Annotated in this window: 17 protein-coding genes; 6 read left to right on the top strand and 11 right to left on the bottom strand. The window is 69.3% G+C overall.

Annotated elements, in window-relative coordinates; translation table 11 throughout:
- Positions 1-57 precede the first annotated feature (57 nt).
- Together QFZ27_RS06635 and QFZ27_RS06630 are read left to right on the top strand one after the other, a co-directional pair.
- Positions 58-3501, top strand: a complete 3444-nt coding sequence (locus tag QFZ27_RS06635; RefSeq protein ID WP_429225305.1) for a DUF4781 domain-containing protein — start codon at positions 58-60, stop codon at positions 3499-3501.
- A gap of 2 nt (positions 3502-3503) precedes the next feature.
- Positions 3504-4391: an immunity 49 family protein gene (locus tag QFZ27_RS06630; protein ID WP_429225304.1), complete on the top strand. Its 888-nt coding sequence runs from the start codon at positions 3504-3506 to the stop codon at positions 4389-4391.
- A gap of 118 nt (positions 4392-4509) precedes the next feature.
- On the opposite strand, the gene QFZ27_RS06625 is transcribed toward QFZ27_RS06630, so the two are convergent.
- Together QFZ27_RS06625 and aceA are read right to left on the bottom strand one after the other, a co-directional pair.
- Positions 4510-4704, bottom strand: a complete 195-nt coding sequence (locus QFZ27_RS06625) for a DUF4170 domain-containing protein (protein ID WP_429225303.1) — start codon at positions 4702-4704, stop codon at positions 4510-4512.
- Between the two features lie 43 nt (positions 4705-4747).
- Positions 4748-6025, bottom strand: coding sequence for an isocitrate lyase (gene aceA / locus QFZ27_RS06620; protein ID WP_429225302.1), 1278 nt, complete (start codon positions 6023-6025; stop codon positions 4748-4750).
- 163 nt (positions 6026-6188) lie between these two features.
- Here aceA and QFZ27_RS06615 point away from each other — a divergent pair, with 163 nt between their 5' ends.
- From QFZ27_RS06615 to QFZ27_RS06605, 3 genes are all read left to right on the top strand, one after another.
- The gene (locus QFZ27_RS06615; protein WP_429225301.1) at positions 6189-7637 is read left to right on the top strand and encodes a helix-turn-helix domain-containing protein; all 1449 of its coding nucleotides are present in this window, start codon (positions 6189-6191) and stop codon (positions 7635-7637) included.
- Between the two features lie 263 nt (positions 7638-7900).
- Positions 7901-8083, top strand: coding sequence for a YegP family protein (locus QFZ27_RS06610; RefSeq protein WP_429225300.1), 183 nt, complete (start codon positions 7901-7903; stop codon positions 8081-8083).
- Positions 8084-8231: 148 nt separating this feature from the next.
- Complete coding sequence (locus QFZ27_RS06605; RefSeq protein WP_429225299.1) at positions 8232-10181, top strand: bifunctional 2',3'-cyclic-nucleotide 2'-phosphodiesterase/3'-nucleotidase; 1950 nt, start codon at positions 8232-8234, stop codon at positions 10179-10181.
- A gap of 140 nt (positions 10182-10321) precedes the next feature.
- On the opposite strand, the gene QFZ27_RS06600 is transcribed toward QFZ27_RS06605, so the two are convergent.
- Positions 10322-10588, bottom strand: coding sequence for a ribbon-helix-helix domain-containing protein (locus QFZ27_RS06600; protein ID WP_429225298.1), 267 nt, complete (start codon positions 10586-10588; stop codon positions 10322-10324).
- A gap of 53 nt (positions 10589-10641) precedes the next feature.
- Between QFZ27_RS06600 and QFZ27_RS06595 the strand changes: the two genes are divergently transcribed.
- Positions 10642-11268, top strand: a complete 627-nt coding sequence (locus tag QFZ27_RS06595; RefSeq protein ID WP_429225297.1) for a macro domain-containing protein — start codon at positions 10642-10644, stop codon at positions 11266-11268.
- Between the two features lie 85 nt (positions 11269-11353).
- Here QFZ27_RS06595 and QFZ27_RS06590 read toward each other — a convergent pair whose 3' ends face one another.
- The 8 genes from QFZ27_RS06590 to pbpC form a co-directional block, all read right to left on the bottom strand.
- Positions 11354-11896 carry a hypothetical protein gene (locus QFZ27_RS06590; protein WP_429225296.1) on the bottom strand — a complete coding sequence of 181 codons (543 nt, stop codon included), beginning with the start codon at positions 11894-11896 and terminating at the stop codon, positions 11354-11356.
- 9 nt (positions 11897-11905) lie between these two features.
- Positions 11906-12442, bottom strand: a complete 537-nt coding sequence (locus QFZ27_RS06585; RefSeq protein ID WP_429225295.1) for a hypothetical protein — start codon at positions 12440-12442, stop codon at positions 11906-11908.
- Between the two features lie 6 nt (positions 12443-12448).
- Positions 12449-12988: a hypothetical protein gene (locus QFZ27_RS06580; RefSeq protein WP_429225294.1), complete on the bottom strand. Its 540-nt coding sequence runs from the start codon at positions 12986-12988 to the stop codon at positions 12449-12451.
- Positions 12985-13212 (bottom strand): hypothetical protein, encoded by a 228-nt coding sequence (locus tag QFZ27_RS06575; protein ID WP_429225293.1) that lies wholly within the window; start codon positions 13210-13212, stop codon positions 12985-12987. Before QFZ27_RS06575 ends, QFZ27_RS06580 begins: the two co-directional genes overlap by 4 nt.
- A 116-nt stretch (positions 13213-13328) precedes the next feature.
- Entirely contained in the window at positions 13329-14858 is a 1530-nt protein-coding gene (locus QFZ27_RS06570) for a DHA2 family efflux MFS transporter permease subunit (protein WP_429225292.1), read from the bottom strand.
- A 1-nt stretch (position 14859) separates the two neighbouring features.
- The gene (locus QFZ27_RS06565) at positions 14860-15990 is read right to left on the bottom strand and encodes an HlyD family secretion protein (RefSeq protein WP_429225291.1); all 1131 of its coding nucleotides are present in this window, start codon (positions 15988-15990) and stop codon (positions 14860-14862) included.
- Position 15991: 1 nt separating this feature from the next.
- The gene (locus QFZ27_RS06560; RefSeq protein ID WP_429225290.1) at positions 15992-16468 is read right to left on the bottom strand and encodes a MarR family winged helix-turn-helix transcriptional regulator; all 477 of its coding nucleotides are present in this window, start codon (positions 16466-16468) and stop codon (positions 15992-15994) included.
- Positions 16469-16596: 128 nt separating this feature from the next.
- Positions 16597-18720 (bottom strand): penicillin-binding protein 1C, encoded by a 2124-nt coding sequence (pbpC, locus tag QFZ27_RS06555; protein WP_429225289.1) that lies wholly within the window; start codon positions 18718-18720, stop codon positions 16597-16599.
- Positions 18721-18813: the final 93 nt, after the last annotated feature.

The following is an 18813-nucleotide window of genomic DNA, read 5'->3' as shown; positions in this document are numbered from 1 at the left end:
GGCCGCTGCCGGCGGCCCTGCCCCGTTCCTGCCATCGTTCGCGGACAGAATCGTTGCATGTCACCCCGCATCGAGTCGCTCGGCACCGCCCCGACCCGGCCCGGCCCCGCGCAGCGCGGGGTCGATTTCGCCAGCGCGGTCCAACGGGCCCGGGCCGCTCCGCCGGCTGAGCCACCGCCGCAGAAGGCCGCTCCGCCCGCCCCGACGGACAGCGCCCCGGTCGTGCCGGTCGTCAGCGCAGATCGCCGGGGCCGGATCGACGAGTGGGTCGAGCACCATTCCGACGCCAATGGCGGCTTCCTCGGCTTCGGCCAGACCGAATCCCATGAGCATGTCCGCAACGCGCTGAACGGGCAGTCGACCGAGCTCCGCGGCCTCAACGCCGACGAGCAGCGCTATCTGCTGGACCGCATGCTGGACCGCTGGTCCGACGGCAAGGGCGGCGGGCTGGGGCAGGCGTCCAGCCTGGCCGATTCGCTGGGCGACACGCCGCAGCTGATCAGCGTGGTCGGCGAGCGCTTTGCGCTGCGCGCCGCCGCCCTGATGCGGCAGCCGGCCGGCAACGGCTCCGGCGACGATCCGCACAGCAAGGCCCTCGCCCTGGTGCTGGGGACGGTGCAGGCCACCTCCGGCGACCTGAACGAGACGCCCTCGACCCTCTCGGCGCTGCGACGTACCGTCGTCTCCCTGGGCCCGGAGAACGCCGCGGATTTCATGAAGGCGCTCGCCTCCCGCGGCGGTGCCGACGGCATCCAGGCGATGGCCCGGCAGCGGATCCTCACGGCCGTGAACGACGGCCCGCCGAGCCAGGCCGTCAGCGCCACGGTCCAGGCCGTCTTCGCCCAGACCACGCCGTTCGACATCGACAAGCGCGACGGCCTGCGGCAGGAGATGGCGCAGGCCTTGGCGCGCGAATGGTTCCCGGACAATGCCGGGCAGCGGGATGCGGAGGCCAGGCGGCTCGACGGCATCCTCGGCACCCATCAGGGCCAGGTTCTGCTGTTCGGCAACGGCAATGACGGCAAGATCGGGCTCGACGGCCGAGTCGGCGCGCTGGCGACGATCCATGGCGACCCCAGCATCACCGCCGACACGCTGAAGCGGACGGAGGATCCCTGGACCAACCAGGCGATCGTCGGCCCGCAAGCGCAGGACAACGCGAAGCAGGTCTTCGTCGCCCGCGGCGACGACCCGCAGACCCTGCAGGGCACCGACCTGGACAACACCGTCGGCTACGCCATGGGCTTCCCGCCCACGCTGCCGAAGGACATGTCGCCGGAGGAGGCCCAGGCCAAGATGGTCCAGGGCCAGTTCTCCTATTTCGCCGAAGGGCCCGGCAAGGACACGGTGGGCAAGGTGGTCGCCCAGATCCGCGCCGTCGGCGGCGACAATCCCCAGGTCACCGCGCTGCCGATCCTGTATTCCAGCAATGCCTCGGGCCCGGTGCAGCTGCAGCTGTTCCGGGTGCAGACCGCGTCCGGCGACAAGTTCGTCGACAATGCCGGGCGCAGCTACGACAGCTTCGACAACTGGAAGGCCAACAACCAGCTGCCGCCCGGCGACGTCACCTACCCGACCAACGGCCATCTGACCCTGAAGGCGGACGGCACGGTGGACCTGTCGCACGGCAACACGCCGAAGACGGTCGACACGACGTGGGAGGAGGTGAAGAGCGTCTTCGACGGCGTCGCCCTGGTCGGCGGCATCATCGCCGGCGGCGCCCTGATCATCGGCAGCGGCGGCACCGCGACGCCGATCCTGGTCGGGATCGGCGCGGCGGCCGGGGGCTGGGGCGTGTACCAGACCGGCAGCGAGCTGATCGACCGGTCGCAGCACGGCCAGTCGATCAACCCCTTCACCGACGGCGACGCCCGGATGCTGTGGCTGGGCCTGGCCGCCAACGGCACCGGCATCGCCGCCTTCGCCAGCGCCGGCGCGCTGACCCGCCTGGCCGGCGCCGGGGTACGGCTGAGCCCGGCGGCGGCCCGGGTGATCGGCACCAGCCAGGCGGTGGCCAACACCGCCAATGCCGGCGCCTTCGTCAACATGGGCATCCACCTGACGGCGAATTGGGGATCGATGACGCCGGAGCAGCGGGCGCAGGGCCTGCTGGCCATGGGCTTCTGGGGCGCCACCATCGGCGTCGGTGCCCGCCAGGCCCGGTCGCCGGGCGAGATGTTCAACCCGGCGGCGCTGACCCGGCGGCTGACCGCCGCCTATGAGCCGCCGGTGGTGCGAACCAGCGAGCTCGAGGGCAACCGGGTCGCCATCGTGCGCGACCCGAAGACCGGCGACTACACCATCAAGGCCGGGCAGCAGGCGACCGACGCCGACATCGCACTGCACCGCGACGTTGCCCGGATGATGGCTCAGAGCCGGGGGCTGCAGGGCCTGATCCGCAGCCGGCTGGGCGAGCCCAAGCCGGGCACGCTGGCCTATTCGGTCAAGTACGAGGGCATCAAGCTCGACCGCCGGCTGGCCGACCTGCAGCGCCGGCTGGACGATCCGTCGCTGACGCCGCAGCAGAAGGACGCGCTGCGGGGCGACATCCAGACCACCCGGGTCTATCTCGACCAGCACAACGAGTCGCTGGGCCGGATGATCACCGACCCCGGCCAGGCCGATGTCGAGGCGCCCAGCACCGGCCAGGCGCGGGCCGAGGAGATCCAGCCCGGACTGGGCGACGCGATCGACAACAGCCCCTGGGCCGGCAAGGGTTACTATTTCCGGACCACCGGGCCGGAGACGGTGCCCGAGATCGTGCGGGTGGACGCCTATGACAGCAGCCATCCGCGGCTGGGCCTGGTGAAGGGCGATGACGGCGTCTACCGGATCCAGGAGGTGACCACAGGCAACCTGCCGACCTACGCCCCGGCCATCGCCGGCAACGCCGTGCCGAAGATCACGCTGTCGACAGGGCTGAACCTGGAACAGCAGCAGAGCCTCAAATCCGCCCTGGCCGCCCGCGACAAGGCGGTGCTGGAGCGCGATGCCGCCACCGACCCGGCGGTCCAGAACGCCAAGGGCCAGGAGGTGGTGAACCAGAGCACCGAGATCGGCGAGCTCGGCGGCATGAGCTACGTGGCGCAGAACTATCGCGGCGCCACGCTGGAATATGGCGGCCCGGGATCCGGCTCGCGCCCCGGCGACTTCGATCAGGTCTATCGGCAGGCGCTGCCGGACGGCAAGATCCGCTTCGTCGTGGTCGAGGCCAAGGGCGGCGGCTCGCCGCTCGGCACCCGGCTGGTCAACGGCCAGGTGGAGACGCAGGGCACGGCCGAGTACTTCGCCGCCATCGCCTACAACATGCGCCACAACATGACCGGCCCGGCGGCGACCACCGGCAAGGATCTGTCGAATGCCTACCGCTACGGCAAGACCGCGGATGGCAAGCCGGCGGAGATCGTCTATCTGACCGTCAGGACGCCGATCAGCCAGGCGCCCGGCGGCGGCGCCGCGGCACCGGTGGCGACGGCGAAGCAATTCGATCTGGGGGCCTGACGATGACCGACGGCAAGGACGGGGACAGCGCCGGCTTCGTGGCCCGGCACCGGCCCGGCCGCGACCGCGGCGCGCTGGCGGCGCAGGCGGAGGACCGGGCCGACGAGATCCCGATGCTGCGCGGCAGCCTGGCCGAACGCCCCAACAACCTGGTGCCGCTGACCGAGGAGACCCTGGCCCTGGCCGGGCTGCGCCAGCTGCTGGGGCCGGAGGACGAGGTGCCGGTGCTGCTGCGGCTCGGCGCACGGGCAGCGATGGCCGCGGGCGCGACGGTGGCGCCGGGCGTCTCGCTGCGGGTCGATCTCGGCCCGCCAGGGCCGGTCGAGCTGCCACGCGGGCGGGAGCGGCCGACCGGGCTGACTCCGCGCCGGCTGGTCGAGGCCTGCCATGCCGCCCTGGCCACCCGCGACCGGATCGCGCTGGACCTGTTCGCGCAGGTGCCGGTCGACCGCATCGCGCGTCAGCCGCCGGCTGTGGAGGAGCGGATCTACGGCCTGGCGCATGCCCAGGGGCTGCAGGCCCTGCTGCGCGGCGATGCCGCCGGAAACCAGCTGCTGCTGCAGGCGATCCAGGGCTGCAACGATTCCGGGCTGACGCCCGCCGCACGCGACTATGCCCAGTTCATCGTGTCGCCGGAGATCGAGCTGGCCCTGCTGCATCGCGACCCGGATGCCGCCGGCTTCGACCAGGCGCTGCGCAATGCCCTGGTGCTGCACCGCCGCTACTGGGTGGAGATCCAGGCCAATCCCGGAGAATCGCAGGACAGCGACCCAGCCGGCCTCATCGCCCTCGGGCCCCTGGCCTGGGCGGCGATGCGGCACGACCAGGACCTGCCGGTCGGGATCCGGTCGGACTACCTGCCGCGCGGCGTGGTCGAAGGCGCCGTATGAGAAGCGGCCCGGCCGAACGGATCGGCCGGGCCTGAGCGGGTCTTCCAAGGGTCGGCTTCGTGGAGAAAGGGCCGGGCGGTGCGCCCGCGCCGCCCGGCCGGTCGCGGATCAGAGAGCCCTACCGGGCGCCCTCATGCGCGATGGTGTAGCGCTGATGCGCGTTGCTGGTGGTGGCCGAGGCCAGCTGCCGCCAGGCGTGCAGCGCCTCGTCGTAATCCTCGAACGGGCCCTGCAGGCTCTCCGTGCCGTCGATCAGCCGGTCGAAGCGGGTGTCGGCGTATTCGCCGCCGATGATCCAGAAGCGGTGCGTCATGGTCCTATCCTCCGTCGGAGCACTATTGGGCGGGCGCAGGTGATCAATGGAACTGGGCGGCTTCGGTCGATTCGCCGAGCGCGGTGGTCGACGCCTTGCCGCCGGAGATGGCGAGGCTGACGGCGTCGAAATAGCCGGTGCCGACCTCGCGCTGGTGCTTGGTCGCGGTATAGCCATTCGCCTCGGCCGCGAACTCCGCCTGCTGCAGCTCGGAATAGGCGGCCATCTGCCGCTCCTTATAGCCGCGCGCCAGCTCGAAGGTGGCGAAGTTCAGGCTGTGGAAGCCGGCCAGGGTGATGAACTGGAACTTGTAGCCCATGGCCCCCAGCTCACGCTGGAACCTGGCGATGGTGGCGTCGTCCAGATTGGCCTTCCAGTTGAAGCTGGGCGAGCAGTTGTAGGACAGCAGCTTGCCCGGGAACTGCCGGTGGATGCCCTCGGCGAAGCGCCTGGCCTGGCCGAGATCGGGCTTCGAGGTCTCCATCCACAGCAGGTCGGCATAGGGCGCGAAGGCCAGGCCGCGGGCGATGCAGTACTCCATCCGGTTCTCCGGCTTGATCGGATGGAAGCCCTCCTCGGTGCGCTGCGTCCGGTCGATGAAGGGATGGTCGCACTCGTCGATGTCACTGGTGATCAGCTTGGCGCTCTCCGCATCGGTGCGGGCCAGCAGCACGGTCGGCACGTCCATCACGTCGGCGGCGAGGCGGGCGGCATTGAGGGTGCGGATGAAGCTGCGGATCGGCACCAGCACCTTGCCGCCGAGATGCCCGCACTTCTTCTCCGACGCCAGCTGGTCCTCGAAATGCACGCCCGCGGCGCCGGCCTCGATCATCGCCTTCATCAGCTCGAAGGCGTTCAGCGGCCCGCCGAAGCCGGCCTCGGCATCGGCCACGATCGGCGCGAACCAGTGCCGCCTGGCGCCGCCCTCGGCATGCTCGATCTGGTCGGCGCGCTGCAGCGTGCGGTTGATCCTGCGCACCGCCTCCGGCACCGAATCCGCCGGGTACAGGCTCTGGTCCGGATACATCTGGCCGGCGGTGTTGGCGTCGGCCGCGACCTGCCAGCCGGAGAGGTAGATCGCCTCCAGCCCGGCGCGCACCTGCTGCATCGCCTGGGTGCCGTTGGTGGCGCCGAGCGAGTTGACGAAGTCGCGCTTGTGCATCAGCTCCCACAGCCGCTCGGCGCCGAGCCGGGCCAGCGTGTGCTCGATCCGGACCGATCCGCGCAACCGGTCGACATCGGCCGGGGCGTAGTCCCGGACGATGCCGTCGAACCGGCCGGGCTGGGTTCGGATCGGGGTCGGAGAGTCGAGGGGAGCCATCCTGTAAATCCTTTTCATTCCGTTCCGGACAGCGCGCCATCATGCGCTGCGGTGATGGGAATGATGTTGGATCCGGCTCCAGGCAGCGTCAACGCGACGTTGAGCGTGAAAGAGAAATGTTGTAAATCTTGTTGATACAAATTTTGTAAACTGGAGAAGATCGATGGCTGCGCGCAAGCCGATGCTGGGGCACAAGGTCCGGCGGCTGCGGCGCGACCGCGAGGTCAACCAGGCGCAGCTGGCGGAGCGGCTGGGCATCTCCGCCTCCTATCTCAACCTGATCGAGAGCAACCAGCGGCCGGTGACGGTCGAGATCCTGCTGAAGCTGGGCCAGATCTTCGACCTCGACCTCGCCAGCTTCGCCGAGGACGAGGGCGAGCGGCTGGTCGGCGGCCTCAGTGAGGTGTTCGGCGACCCGCTGTTCGCGACGCCGCGGCCGGGCACGGCCGGGCTGAAGCGGCAGGACATCATCGACCTGGCCGCCCAGGCGCCGGCCGCGGCCGAGGCGGTGCTGGCGCTGTACCAGGCCTATCGCGAGGGGCGGGAGACGCTGCGCCTGCTGGCCGAGCAGCGATCGGCGCCGGACGGCGCGCTGGCCGAATCCGCCTCGCCGCTGGACGAGGTGCGCGACTGGGTGCAGGCGCATGGCCACCATTTCCCGGAGCTGGAGACGGCGGCGGAGGAGATCTGGCAGGCCGGGGCGATCGAGCCCGGGGCCCTGTTCCCGGGGCTGATCCGCTACCTGGACGAGGAGCTGACGCTGCGGGTCAAGGTGATGCCGGTCGAGGTGATGGGGCCGGTGCGCCGGCGCTACGACCGGCACGGCCGCCGCATCCTCCTGTCCGAGATGCTGCCCTTGCCCAGCCGCAGCTTCCACCTGGCGGTGCAGATCGCGCTGACCAAGTACCGGGCGCTGCTGGATGAGATGGTGGCGCCGGTCGGCTTCTCCGGCCCCGCGGCGTCGCGGCTGGGCCGCATCGTCCTGGCCAACTATCTGGCCGGGGCGGTGATGATGCCCTATGACCGGTTCTGGCGGGCGGCGACGGCGCTGCGCTACGACATCGAGGTGCTGCAGAGCCGGTTCGACGCCAGCTTCGAGCAGGTCTCGGTCCGCCTGACCACGCTGCAGCGCCAGGGTGCCAAGGGCGTGCCGTTCTTCCTGATCCGCAGCGACAAGGCCGGCAACGTCTCCAAGCGCCTCGGCGCCACCAACTCCGCCTTCGCCCGCATGGGCGGCGCCTGCCCCTTGTGGATCCTGCCCGACGCCTTCCGCTCGCCTGGGCGGGTCCAGACCCAGGTGGCGGAGCTGCCGGACGGCAGCCGCTGGTTCACCATCGCCCGCACCGTGTCCAAGCCCGGCGCCGGCTTCCGCGCCCAGGGGCAGAGCTTCGCTTTGGCGCTGGGCTGCGAGATCGCCCATGCGGCGCAGCTGGTCTATGCCGACGGCATCGACCTCGCCTCCGACGAGGCGGCGGCGCCGATCGGGCTGCATTGCCGGCTGTGCGAGCGGCCGGACTGCGACCAGCGCGCCTTCCCGCCGCTGAACCATGTGCTGTCGGTGGACGAGAATCTGCGCGGCGCCACGCCCTACCAGTTCACGCCGGCGGCGTAATGCCAACCCTCATTGATGATGACCCATGTTCCTCACCGTCATGGCGAGCCCCGAAGGGGCGTGGCCATCCAGGATGGTGGGGTTGGTTCCGCCTGCAGGACTGGATGGCCACGCTTCGTTCGCCATGACGAGGAAGGGGCGGGAGTCGTCCTCGATAGGGATCGGTATAATAACTTGCCGACCGCCAAGAAAGCCGCTTGCGAATATTAGGATATCGCGATCAAACTGCCGGGCGAATGTCTCAATCCCGGAGGGGACGACCCATGGCGCACAAGTTCGAGATTTACAAGGACAAGGCCGGCGAGTTCCGGGTGCGGTTCAAGTACAACTCCGAGACGATCTTCTCGACCGAGGGCTACTCCAGCAAGGCCTCGGCCAAGAACGCCATCGAGTCGATCAAGAAGAACGGCCCGGACGCGCCGACCGACGACACCACCACCAGCTGACCACGGCGGCCGGGCGAGGCGGCCCACGCCCCGCCCGGTGCGGCCCGGTCGCGCCCAGGGCGAGCAGCACCGGCTGGACCTCGCCATCCTCTAGGAAGCGTCACCGGCTTCGCTCTAGACTGCCGCGTCCCAGCCGCAGGAGCGCCGCATGCCCGACCTCACCCGCCGCACCACCCTGAAGGCGGGCGTCGCAGCCGCCGCGATCGGCCTGGCCCCGGCCGCGCTGCGCGCCGCGGCGCCGAAGCTGAAGCTGCGGATCCTGGAAACGACGGACCTGCATGTCGCCGTCTTCCCCTATGACTACTACCGCGACAAGGGCGACGACACGATGGGCCTGGCCCGCACCGCCGCGGTACTGGCCGCCGCCCGGGCCGAGGCCGGCAACGTCCTGCTGTTCGACAATGGCGACGTGATCCAGGGCAACCCGATGGGCGACTACATCGCCTATCAGCGCGGCCTGGACGGCGGCGCGGTGCACCCGATCGTCAAGGCCATGACCCTGTTGGCCTATGACTGCGGCACCATGGGCAACCACGAGTTCAACTACGGGCTCGACTATCTCGGCAAGGCGATGATGCAGGGAGCGAACTTCCCCCTGGTCTGCGCCAACCTGCTGAAGACCGACGGCAGCCCCTATCTGCCGCCGTACAAGATCCTGGAGCGCAGCCTGAAGGACGATGCCGGTGCCGCGGTGCCGGTGAAGATCGGCGTCATCGGCTTCGTGCCGCCGCAGATCATGCAATGGGACCAGGGCCATCTCGACGGCCATGTCACCGCCACCGATATCGTCGATGCGGCGAAGCGCTATGTCCCCGAGCTGCGCAAGGCGGGCGCCGAGCTGGTGGTGGCGCTGTGCCATTCCGGCATCGCCGGCGGCAAGCGCGAGGGCGGCGAGGAGAACGCGGCCCTGTTCCTGGCCGAGGTGCCGGGCATCGACGTGATCCTGACCGGCCACCAGCACCTGGTGTTCCCCGGCCCGGACTTCGCCGGCATCGACGGCGTCGACGCCGAGCGCGGCACGCTGCACGGCGTCCCGGCGGTGATGGCCGGGTTCTGGGGCAGCCATCTCGGCATCATCGACCTGGAGCTGGAGCGCGACGGCGCCGCCTGGAAGGTCGCGGCCTTCAAATCCGAGGCGCGGCCGATCTACCAGCGCAAGGACCGCAAGGTGACGCCGCTGGTCGAGTCGAAGCCGGAGATCCTCGCGGCAGCGCAGCCGGAGCATGACGCCACCCTGGCCTATGTGCGCCAGCCGGTGGGCGAGATCTCGGCCCCGATCACCAGCTACTTCGCCCTGGTGGCTGACGACCCGTCGGTGCAGATCGTCAGCCAGGCCCAGCTCTGGTATGTCGCACCGCTGCTGGCCGGCACCCCGGCGGCGGGGCTGCCGCTGCTGTCGGCCGCGGCGCCGTTCAAGGCCGGCGGCCGCGGCGGGCCGGACTATTACACCAGCGTCCCGGCCGGGCCGATCGCGATCAAGAACGTCGCCGACCTGTATCTGTATCCGAACACGGTCCGGGCGGTGCGCATCTCCGGCGCCATCGTGCGCGAGTGGCTGGAGCGGTCGGCCGGCATCTTCAACCGGATCGACCCGGCGAAGACCGAGGAGCAGCCGCTGATCGACCCCGGCTTCCCGTCCTATAATTTCGACGTGATCGACGGGGTGACATACAAGATCGACCTGACCCGGCCCTCGCGCTACGACGGCGACGGCAAGCTGGTGGCGCCGGATTCGCACCGCATCGTCGATCTTCGGTTCCAGGACAAGCCGATCGACGAGACGCAGGAGTTCGTCGTCGTCACCAACAACTACCGCGCCGGGGGCGGCGGCAGCTTCCCGGGGCTCGACGGCAAGAACATCGTGGTCGAGGCGCCGGACACCAACCGCGACGTGCTGGTGCGCTTCATCCACGAGCAGGGCCGGATCGACCCGACCGCCGACGGCAACTGGAGCTTCGCGTCGCTGCCGAAGTCGGTGGTCGTCACCTTCCCCGGCGCCCCCGCCGCCGCCCAGTCGGTGCCGACCGGCCTGACCATCGAGCCGGCGGGCGATGCCGGCGACGGCTTTGCCAAGTACCGGCTGGTGTTCAATGGGTAGGAGGGGAACAGAAGCAGCAATCTGAAAGGATTCTCCCCTTGTTGTCATTGCCGGGCTTGACCCGGCAATCCAGAAGATGTCGATGCTCTCTGGATGCCCGGGTCAAGCCCGGGCATGACAGATTTTAGTTCGGTTATTGCTCAAGCTGGCCGGGCGCGCTTCGAAGTCAGAAACGTTCTGGTCGCCGCTTCGCCCTGGTCGAGGTCGACGAACGGACCTGCCCGACGCTGATCGATCAGCGATCGGAGAGCCTGAAGTTCCACCTCATGCATCTCGCTGTCGCGCCGCAGCATGTCGAGTCCGCGCCGGAAAACCGCGCTGAGACTCGGGGACTGCCCGCTGTCGACGAGACCACGGGCATAGGCTTCCTGGTCGTCGCTCAGCGAGATCCAGATCTTGACGGTCATCGTCGCCTCCTGCCGTCCTATATTACCAAGCAACACTGCCCAAGGGGTCCGCGATGAAGATCGTCCTGGCCGCGACGGAGAACCAGCTCGCCGACGCCTGGGAGAAGGCCTTCGCAGGTCTCGGCGACGTCGATGTCCACCGCGGCTCGATCTTCGACGTCGCCTGCGACGCCGTGGTCAGCCCGGCGAACAGCTTCGGCTTCATGGATGGCGGCATCGACGCGCTGTATGTCGACCGGTTCGGGGTCGAGGTCCAGACCCGGCTCCGCCGCCTGATCCTGGACCGGCACCATGGCGAACTGCTGATCGGCGGCGCCGCGGTGGTCGAGACCGACGACTCCGCCCAGCCCTTCCTGATCGCCGCGCCGACCATGCGGGTGCCGATGGTGCTGGGGCCGGAGACGGTCAATCCCTATCTGGCGACCCGCGCCGTGCTGCTGCTGGCCCGGAACGGCACCGCTCCGACCGGGGAACGCCTATCGGAATGCCTGCGGACCATCGCCTTCCCCGGCATGGGAACCGGCGTCGGTCGCGTCCCGGCCGAAATCTGCGCCCGGCAGATGCGGGTGGCGGTAGACGAATTCCTGCTGGAGGGCTACCGGATGCCGACGAGCTGGGCGGAGGCCAGCGAACGCCACCAGCGTCTGTACACCGACCGACCGACCCGGCTGCAGTATTGACCGCGCCGGCCAGGAACTCCTCAGACACAGATCGATCACGAGCCGGATCGCGGCCGCGGCGTGTCAGGATCCGGTCCGGTTCCGACTACGCCGGAACCCGGCCTTGAGGCATAGATCCGCCGAAACGACGTAGGTCGGGGGAGATTCTCCCCCGCGCCCCGAACTCGTCGGCTCGAAGATGCTGTGGCAATCGATATAGCCGGACGCCAGGGCCCGCGCGTGCAGGGGAGAGCCGGTCGTCCAGGCGATAAGCCACGGCGATGAGAAACCAGGCCGAGGCCAGGATCGCCATGATCCGCCACCATTGGTTTTCCTTCAGTCCGAGCACCGGCCTTCGCCGTGGGCGCCGTCGTCCCACATTGACGACGACGGCGATGACATGGACTACGGGAAACAAGGCGGGCAACGACAGGATGACGATGGCGACAGCCGGCATGATCTTCACCACGTCGGCATGCATGGCCAATCGGATATCGGCCTCCCAAAGGTTGGAGATGACCCAGCCGAAACAAAGGAACCCGAGCGCATCCAGCAGAAGCCATGCGGGGACAATCCACCAGGGAACCTTGGCCCCCGGATGGACGTGCCAGGACGCCAGACGGGCAAGGAAGCCGCCGCCGCTCGTCATCAAGTCCCCTCAACCCGACGGGCGCGGGGTGTCGAAGTCCGGCTCAATCCGGCTGCGCTTGAACCCCGCCTTGCGGCACAGATCAGCCGACAGCGCGTAGGTCGCACTGGCTCGGTTCGGCCTCAGCCGGTCAAAGACGCTGTCGCATTCGATGTAGCCGGCCGCCGCAGCTCGTTCTCGCAACGGAGTGCCGATCGTCCAGTCGGCGACCCAAGACAAAGGGATCGCACCGAAGATCAGCACCGTCAGGAGCAGCCACCATTGTTTTTCCCGCAGCCCGAGCACGGGCTTCCGTCGACGATGCGCCCGAATGGCCAGCCAACCGATGGTGTGCGCGGCCGGAAAACCGAGGCCGAGCAGCATGATGAAGCCGCCGGGATTCATGATGTCCAGCAAATCGGCGCGTTGCGTCAGGCCCGCATCGGCCTCCTGGAGCCTGTAGACGGCCCAACCGAACGTGAAGAGGCCGAGAGCGTCCAACAAAAGCAAAGCCGGGATGGAGATCCACGGCTTCCTGATACCCGACTCGGCACGAGAGGAGGCCATTGTCCGTCACCACCTCGGCCCCAGAAGGCCACGCCACGGGCCGGAGTTGAACCCCGGGTTGTCATGATAGAATTGCCCGAGAATACGCTGACCGCGGGCTTTCCGCGCCTCCTCCTCAGCCATCTGCTGGAAGGCCCGATCGAGCGCCATCGCAATGGAACCTGAGATGTTGAAGGCGTCCGCCAAGTCACCCAGCACCTTGCCGACGACCAAGTCGACGACGATCGTAATGCCGACGACCGTCACAGCCGGGAGAATTGTCAGCGCGGGGATGGACGCGACGCCGAAAGCGACGGCGCTGGACAGGGCCGCGACCATGGTTCCGGTCAGGACGTTGCCGAAGACCTGGCTGAGCGTCTGCTCCCCCATCAGATAGCGGATGATCTCCATCGGCACCAGGACGACGATGGTGATGACGACGTTCACCGCGGCCCCTGCCGCCCGTGCCACTTGGGTCAGGCCGTAGGCGACCACCTTCGGATTCGTGGTCAGATAGCGGCTGGCGCCGAGCACCTTGCGCAGGCCCGCATAGCCCCTGAAGGTCACATAGGTCCGACCGTTGATCTCCCTTTGGTATAGTATCTCCCGTTCAGTCCCAACTCCCGCAGCAGTTGCACGCCCGACGTGGCGTCCCGCAGCAAGGGGATGACGCCCGACAGGTCAAGCGCCTTGCGCGTCACGGTCTTCAGAGAGTTGTCCGCGTCGATCAGCGTCCTGGCCAGATCCTCGACGCTGATGACAACCGCTTCAGCCTCCTTGCGGTCGGCCATGCGGATCGCATAAGGCGTTCCCGTACCTGGTCCCATCAGCCCCTCCATCGCCGTGCCGACCGAACCTACATACCCGGCACGACGATGGGAGGCCAGTCCTGCGAGATGGGCGGCCGTCAGTCCGCGTGCACCTGCACCGCCGGCGCGGCGGTGCCGCGCTTGGGCTTGCGCAGCAGGATCAGCAGCGGGATCGCCGCGATCGCCAGCACCATCAGCAGCTTGAAGTCGTCGATATAGGCGATCAGCGTCGCCTGCTGGTTGACCACCTGGTCGATCATGGCGCGGCCGGTCAGGGTGCCCGGCGACATCATGTCCGGCAGCTGCTGCACCGCCGGGCTGAAGGCGGTGACGTGCTCGCCCAGCAGCTGGTGGTTGGTCTGGATGTTGCGGGTCAGGAGCGCGGTAACGACCGAGATGCCGATCGAGCTGCCGAGGTTGCGCGACACGCTGTAGATGCCGGCGCCCTCGTCGAGGAACAGCCGCGGCAGGGTCGAGAAGGCCATGGTCGACAGCGGCACGAAGACCAGGCCCAGCCCGGCGCCCTGTACCAGCCCGTCGATCATGAACTCGGTCGAGGAGATGTCGAGATTGTAGCCGCTCATCCGCCATAGCGAGCCGATGATCATGCCCAGGCCCAGCAGCAGCAGCAGGCGGGTGTCGACCTTGCCGATCAGGCGGCCGACCACCATCATCGCCACCATGGTGCCGATGCCGCGCGGGCCCATCACCAGCCCGGCCGTCACCACCGGATAGCCCAGCATGGTCTGCAGGAACGGCGTCGCCAGGGCCATGATCGAGTAGTACAGCGACCCGACGATCGCCATCACCACCATGGCGACCACGAAGTTGCGGTCGGTGAACAGCGCCGGCCGGACGAAGGGCGCCTCCGCCGTCAGCAGATGCACGACGAAGAGGTAGAAGCCGAGCGCCGCCAGCACCAGCTCGATGATGATCTCGAGCGAGTTGAACCAGTCCTGGTCCTGGCCGCGGTCGAGCATCATCTGCAGCGCGCCGATGCCGAGGCTGAGGAAGGCGAAGCCGAGCCAGTCGAAGCGCTTGGCCGCCTGCTTGCCGGTGTCCGGCATGAAGACCAGCACGCCGGCCAGCGCCAGGGCGCCGATCGGCACGTTGATGTAGAACACCCAGCGCCAGGAATAGTGGTCGGTCAGCCAGCCGCCGAGCACGGGGCCCAGGATCGGCCCGACCATGACGCCGACGCCCCAGATCGCCATGGCCTGGCCGCGCCGCTCCGGCGGGTTGATGTCGATCACCGTGGCCTGGGACAGCGGCACCAGCGGCGCGCCGAACACGCCCTGCAGCAGCCGGAAGCCGACGATCTCGGTGACGTTCTGGGCCAGGCCGCACAGCACCGAGGCGCCGACGAAGCCGATCACGGAGATCACGAACAGGTTCTTGCGGCCGATCCGGCTGACCAGGGCGCCGGTGACCGGCGTCATGATCGCCGCGGCGACGATGTAGGAGGTCAGGACCCAGTTGATCTGGTCCTGGTTGGCGCCGAGATTGCCTTGCATGTAGGGCAGGGCGATGTTGGCGATGGTGGTGTCCAGCGCCTGCATGATGGTGGCCAGCATCACGCAGACCGTGATCATCCCGCGATGGGGGACGCTGTCGCCGGGGGCTGCCATCTCACTGCGCTCCGAACGCCGTGCCTCCGAGGAAGGGCAGGCCGCGGGCATGGCCGGTGTCGATCGCGACCTCGGTGCTCATGCCGGCGCGCAGCTGCGGCTTGCCGGCGGTGTCGACCAGGACGCGGACCGGGATGCGCTGGGTGACCTTGACCCAGTTGCCGCTGGAGTTCTGCGGCGGCAGCAGCGAGAACTCGGCGCCGCTGGCCGGGCTGAGGCTGTCGACGCGGCCGGTCCAGGTAACGCCCGGATAGGTGTCGACCGTGACCTCGACCGGCTGGCCGACCTTGACGTTGGTCAGGTCGGTCTCGTTCAGGTTGGCGTCGATCCAGACCTTGTCGGAGCGGACGATCGCCAGCACCGGCGACCCGGCGGTGACATAGGCGCCGGGCAGCACCGCATCGGCCTTGGCGGCGATGCCGGGGAACGGCGCCTTGACCTGGGTGTGGTCGAGGTCGAGCTGCGCCTGGTCGCGTCGGGCCTGGGCCTGGCGGTAGGGCGGGTACTGGTCCAGCGTCAGATCGGGGTTGCCGCCCAGCTTGGCCAGGGTCATGCCGATCTGCGACTGGGCGACGTCGACATTGCTCTTCGCCACATCGAGCGCCTGGCGGGTGTCGTCGAGGGCGGATTGCGAGGCGTTGCCGTTCTTCGCCAGCGCGGCGATCCGGTCATGGTCTTTCTGGCGATAGTCCTGGGTGGTGCGGGACTGCTCCAGCACCGCCTGCTGCTCCACCAGATTGGCCTTGATGCCCTGGAAGTCGAAGGCGGATTGGCGCATGTCGGCCTCGGCCTGCTCCAGCGCGTAGCGCGGGGCGCGGTCGTCGATCCGGAACAGCACCTGGCCGGCCTGGACCGGCTGGTTGGTGGCGACGTCGATGCCGACCAGCCGGCCCGAGACCTCGGGCGCGATCGACACCGTGTCGGCATGGACATAAGCGTTGTCGGTGCCGGCGTAGCGGCCGCCCATGGCATAGAGAGCCACGCCCACCACCGCGATCACCAGCGGCACGCCGGCCAGCAGCACAAGGCGCAGCCCGTGCCGGCGCGGCCTGGCCGGCAGCGCGATCGGCGGCGGGGCGTCGCTCGCCTGCAGCGAGGGCTTCAGGGTGGTGTCGTTGCTTCCGTCCGGCATCTCAGCACCGCTTGGCGGCATCGGCCGCCGGTTCATCGGGGTCACAGGTCAGCTTGGTCTTGAGGATCTGCAGGTCGCCGATCAGCCGGGCCATGACCTCTGCCGGCAGCCGGGCGCTGTAATCGTCCTGCCACTGCGCGATCAGGGCCTCGAGCTGGTCGACGATCGGCCGGGCGGGCGGCAGCAGATGCAGCGAATGGGCGCGCCGGTCGTTCGGGTCCCGCCGGCGCTCGACCCAGCCCCGGGTCTCCATCCGGTCGATCAGGCCGGTGACGGTCATCTTCTCGACGTCGAGCAGCTCCGCCAGCCGCGCCTGGGTGATGCCGGGATTGCGGTCGAGCATGATCAGCACCCGGTATTGCGGCCGGGTCAGGTCGAGACCGGCCGCCCGCACCCGCTCGTCGAAGCGGCGGCGCAGCAGTTGATCGAGATCCTTGATCAGGGTGTAGAGGCTGACGAGGGGCTTGATCTCGCTCATGGACTAAGTGACCTGACTGTAAGGTAACTTACTATATGGTTAATGACCGACCGGTGCAAAGGACCGATCCATGGTCAGGACGCAGAGCTGTCGATAGGAATTCGCGCAGCAGCGGCGGGACGGCTACCTCAGCGCAGCCACACCCGGGCAGTGGCAGTGGCGCCGGTCGCGTCGATCACGGTGATCTGCGCCGCGCCCGGCCCCGGCGGCGTCCAGTCGGCGTCGCGCTTCAAGGGCGAGGACGGGATCGGCCTTCCGTCGACCATCCACAGGAACGGCCGGCGCCCGCCGATGGCGACCAGGGACAGCGAGCCGAAGCGGTCGCCGTCCTGCGGCCGTTCCACCGCCGCACCATCGGCCGGGAAGGCGATGGCCAGCGGCTCGAGCCCGGCCAGCGACGGCAGCGGCGCCAGCGTGACGGGCCCGGCGGCCAGCCGCTTCAACCGTGGCGGCAGGTCTTCCGCCCGCAGCACCGGCGTGCCGGACGGCGCCTGGCCTACCACGTCGCGGGCCGGCGGCGGCAGCAGGGCGAAGGCGCGGAACAGCAGCGGCGCCGCGGTGTTGCGGCCAAAGCGGTCGGGGCTGGGCGACCCATCGGGCCGGCCGACCCACACGCCGATCGTGTGCTCGGCGTCGAAGCCGATCGCCCAGGCATCGCGGAAGCCGTAGGAGGTGCCGGTCTTGAAGGCGATGCGGCGGCCGTCGCGCGTCAGCCCGGGATCGGCCATTGCCACCGGCGGCGGCGCCGAGGCGAGGATATCGGTGACGTACCAGGCGGCGGAGGGGTCAAGGATGTGCGGCCCGTCATGGCCCGAGGGCGGGGCGTCGGCGCGCCAGACCAGGTCCGGCAGGATGCCGCCGCGGGCGATGCCGGCATAGAGGCGGACGAGGTCGAGCAGCGTGGTGCCGCCGCCGCCCAGCGCCACGGCCAGGCTGGGCAGCACCGTCGGGTCGTCGAAGCGCAGCGGCGCGCCGGCCTGGCGCAGCCTGGCGGCGAAGCGGGCCGGGCCGACATGGTCCAGCATCTGCACCGCCGGGATGTTCAATGAGCGCTGCAAGGCCTCGCGGACCGAGACCTCGCCGGAATAGCCGGGGTCGAAATTGGTCGGCGCGTAGTCGCCGAAGCGCATCGGCAGGTCCAGCACCACCGTTTCCGGCAGGATGATCCGGTCCTCGAAGCCCATGCCGAAGATGAAGGGCTTCAGCGCCGAGCCGGGCGAGCGCACGGCGCGGGCGAGGTCCATCTGGCCGTCGCGCCGCTCCTCGAAGAAGGTCCCGGAACCGAGATAGCCGGCCACCCGCCCGGTCGCGTTCTCCACCACCACCGCCGCCAGGTTGCTGCTGGCGTCGAGGCCTCGGAGCGACCGGCCGGCCAGCTCCTCCAGCCCCGCCTGCAGCCGGCCGTCGATGGTGCTGCGCAGCACCTCGCGGCCGCGGTCCTCGGCCAGCAGCCGTTCGGCCAGATGCGGCGCCCGGAACGGCAGCGGCTGCCGGGCGGCGGGGGCCGGCTGCTCGGTCGCCTCGCGCGCCGCCTCGGGGTCCAGCGCTCCGGCCGCGGCGACGCGCAGCAGCACCCGGTCGCGCGCCGCCCGCGCCGCCTTGGGGAAACGGTCGGGCCGCAGCCTTGTGGGTGATTGCGGCAGCGCCACCAGCAGCGCCGCCTCGCCGGGGGTCAGCAGCTTCGGCTCCTTGCCGAAATAAGCCAGCGAGGCCGCCCGCACGCCTTCGAGATTGCCGCCGAACGGCGCCAAAGTAAGGTAGATGCCAAGGATCTCGTCCTTGGAGTAATGAGCCTCGAGCTGCAGCGCCCGCGCCATCTCGATCAGCTTGGAGCCGAGGGTGCGCGGCCGCGGCTCCAGCAGCCGCACCGCCTGCATGGTCAGGGTCGAGGCGCCGGAGACGACGCCGCCATGCCGGACCATCTGGCCGAAAGCGCGCGCGGTCGACAGCGGATCGACGCCGAGATGCCGGTAGAAGCGCTTGTCCTCATAGACCTGCAGCAAGGCGAGGTAGAGCGGCGACACGTCGTCGACCGTCGCCTGCAGCCGCCAGCTGCCGTCGCGGGCGGTGAAGGCGCGCAGCAGTTGCCCATCCTTGTCAAGCACGATGGCCGAGCGGTCGAGATAGCGGTCGAGCGCCGGCGGGTAGCGCGCGTCGAGCCAGAGCGCGGTGCAAACGAGCAGCGCGGCGAGGGCGATGCCCGCCCCCGCCCCGATCGCGATCTTTCGCCAAATGCCCCGAGCCGTCGTCATCCCGCCATTCTAGCGCAGCCGGTGGCGGATTCATGGCCGGAGCGAGGAGAAGGGAGAAGGAACGCCGTACCAGCCGCATCTCCGGGCGATGCA

It is taken from the genome of Inquilinus ginsengisoli, assembly GCF_050434925.1.
Taxonomy (GTDB): domain Bacteria; phylum Pseudomonadota; class Alphaproteobacteria; order DSM-16000; family Inquilinaceae; genus Inquilinus; species Inquilinus ginsengisoli_B.
The sequence above is the reverse complement of the archived record's forward strand: the minus strand, read 5'-3'. Positions and strand labels throughout refer to the sequence as shown.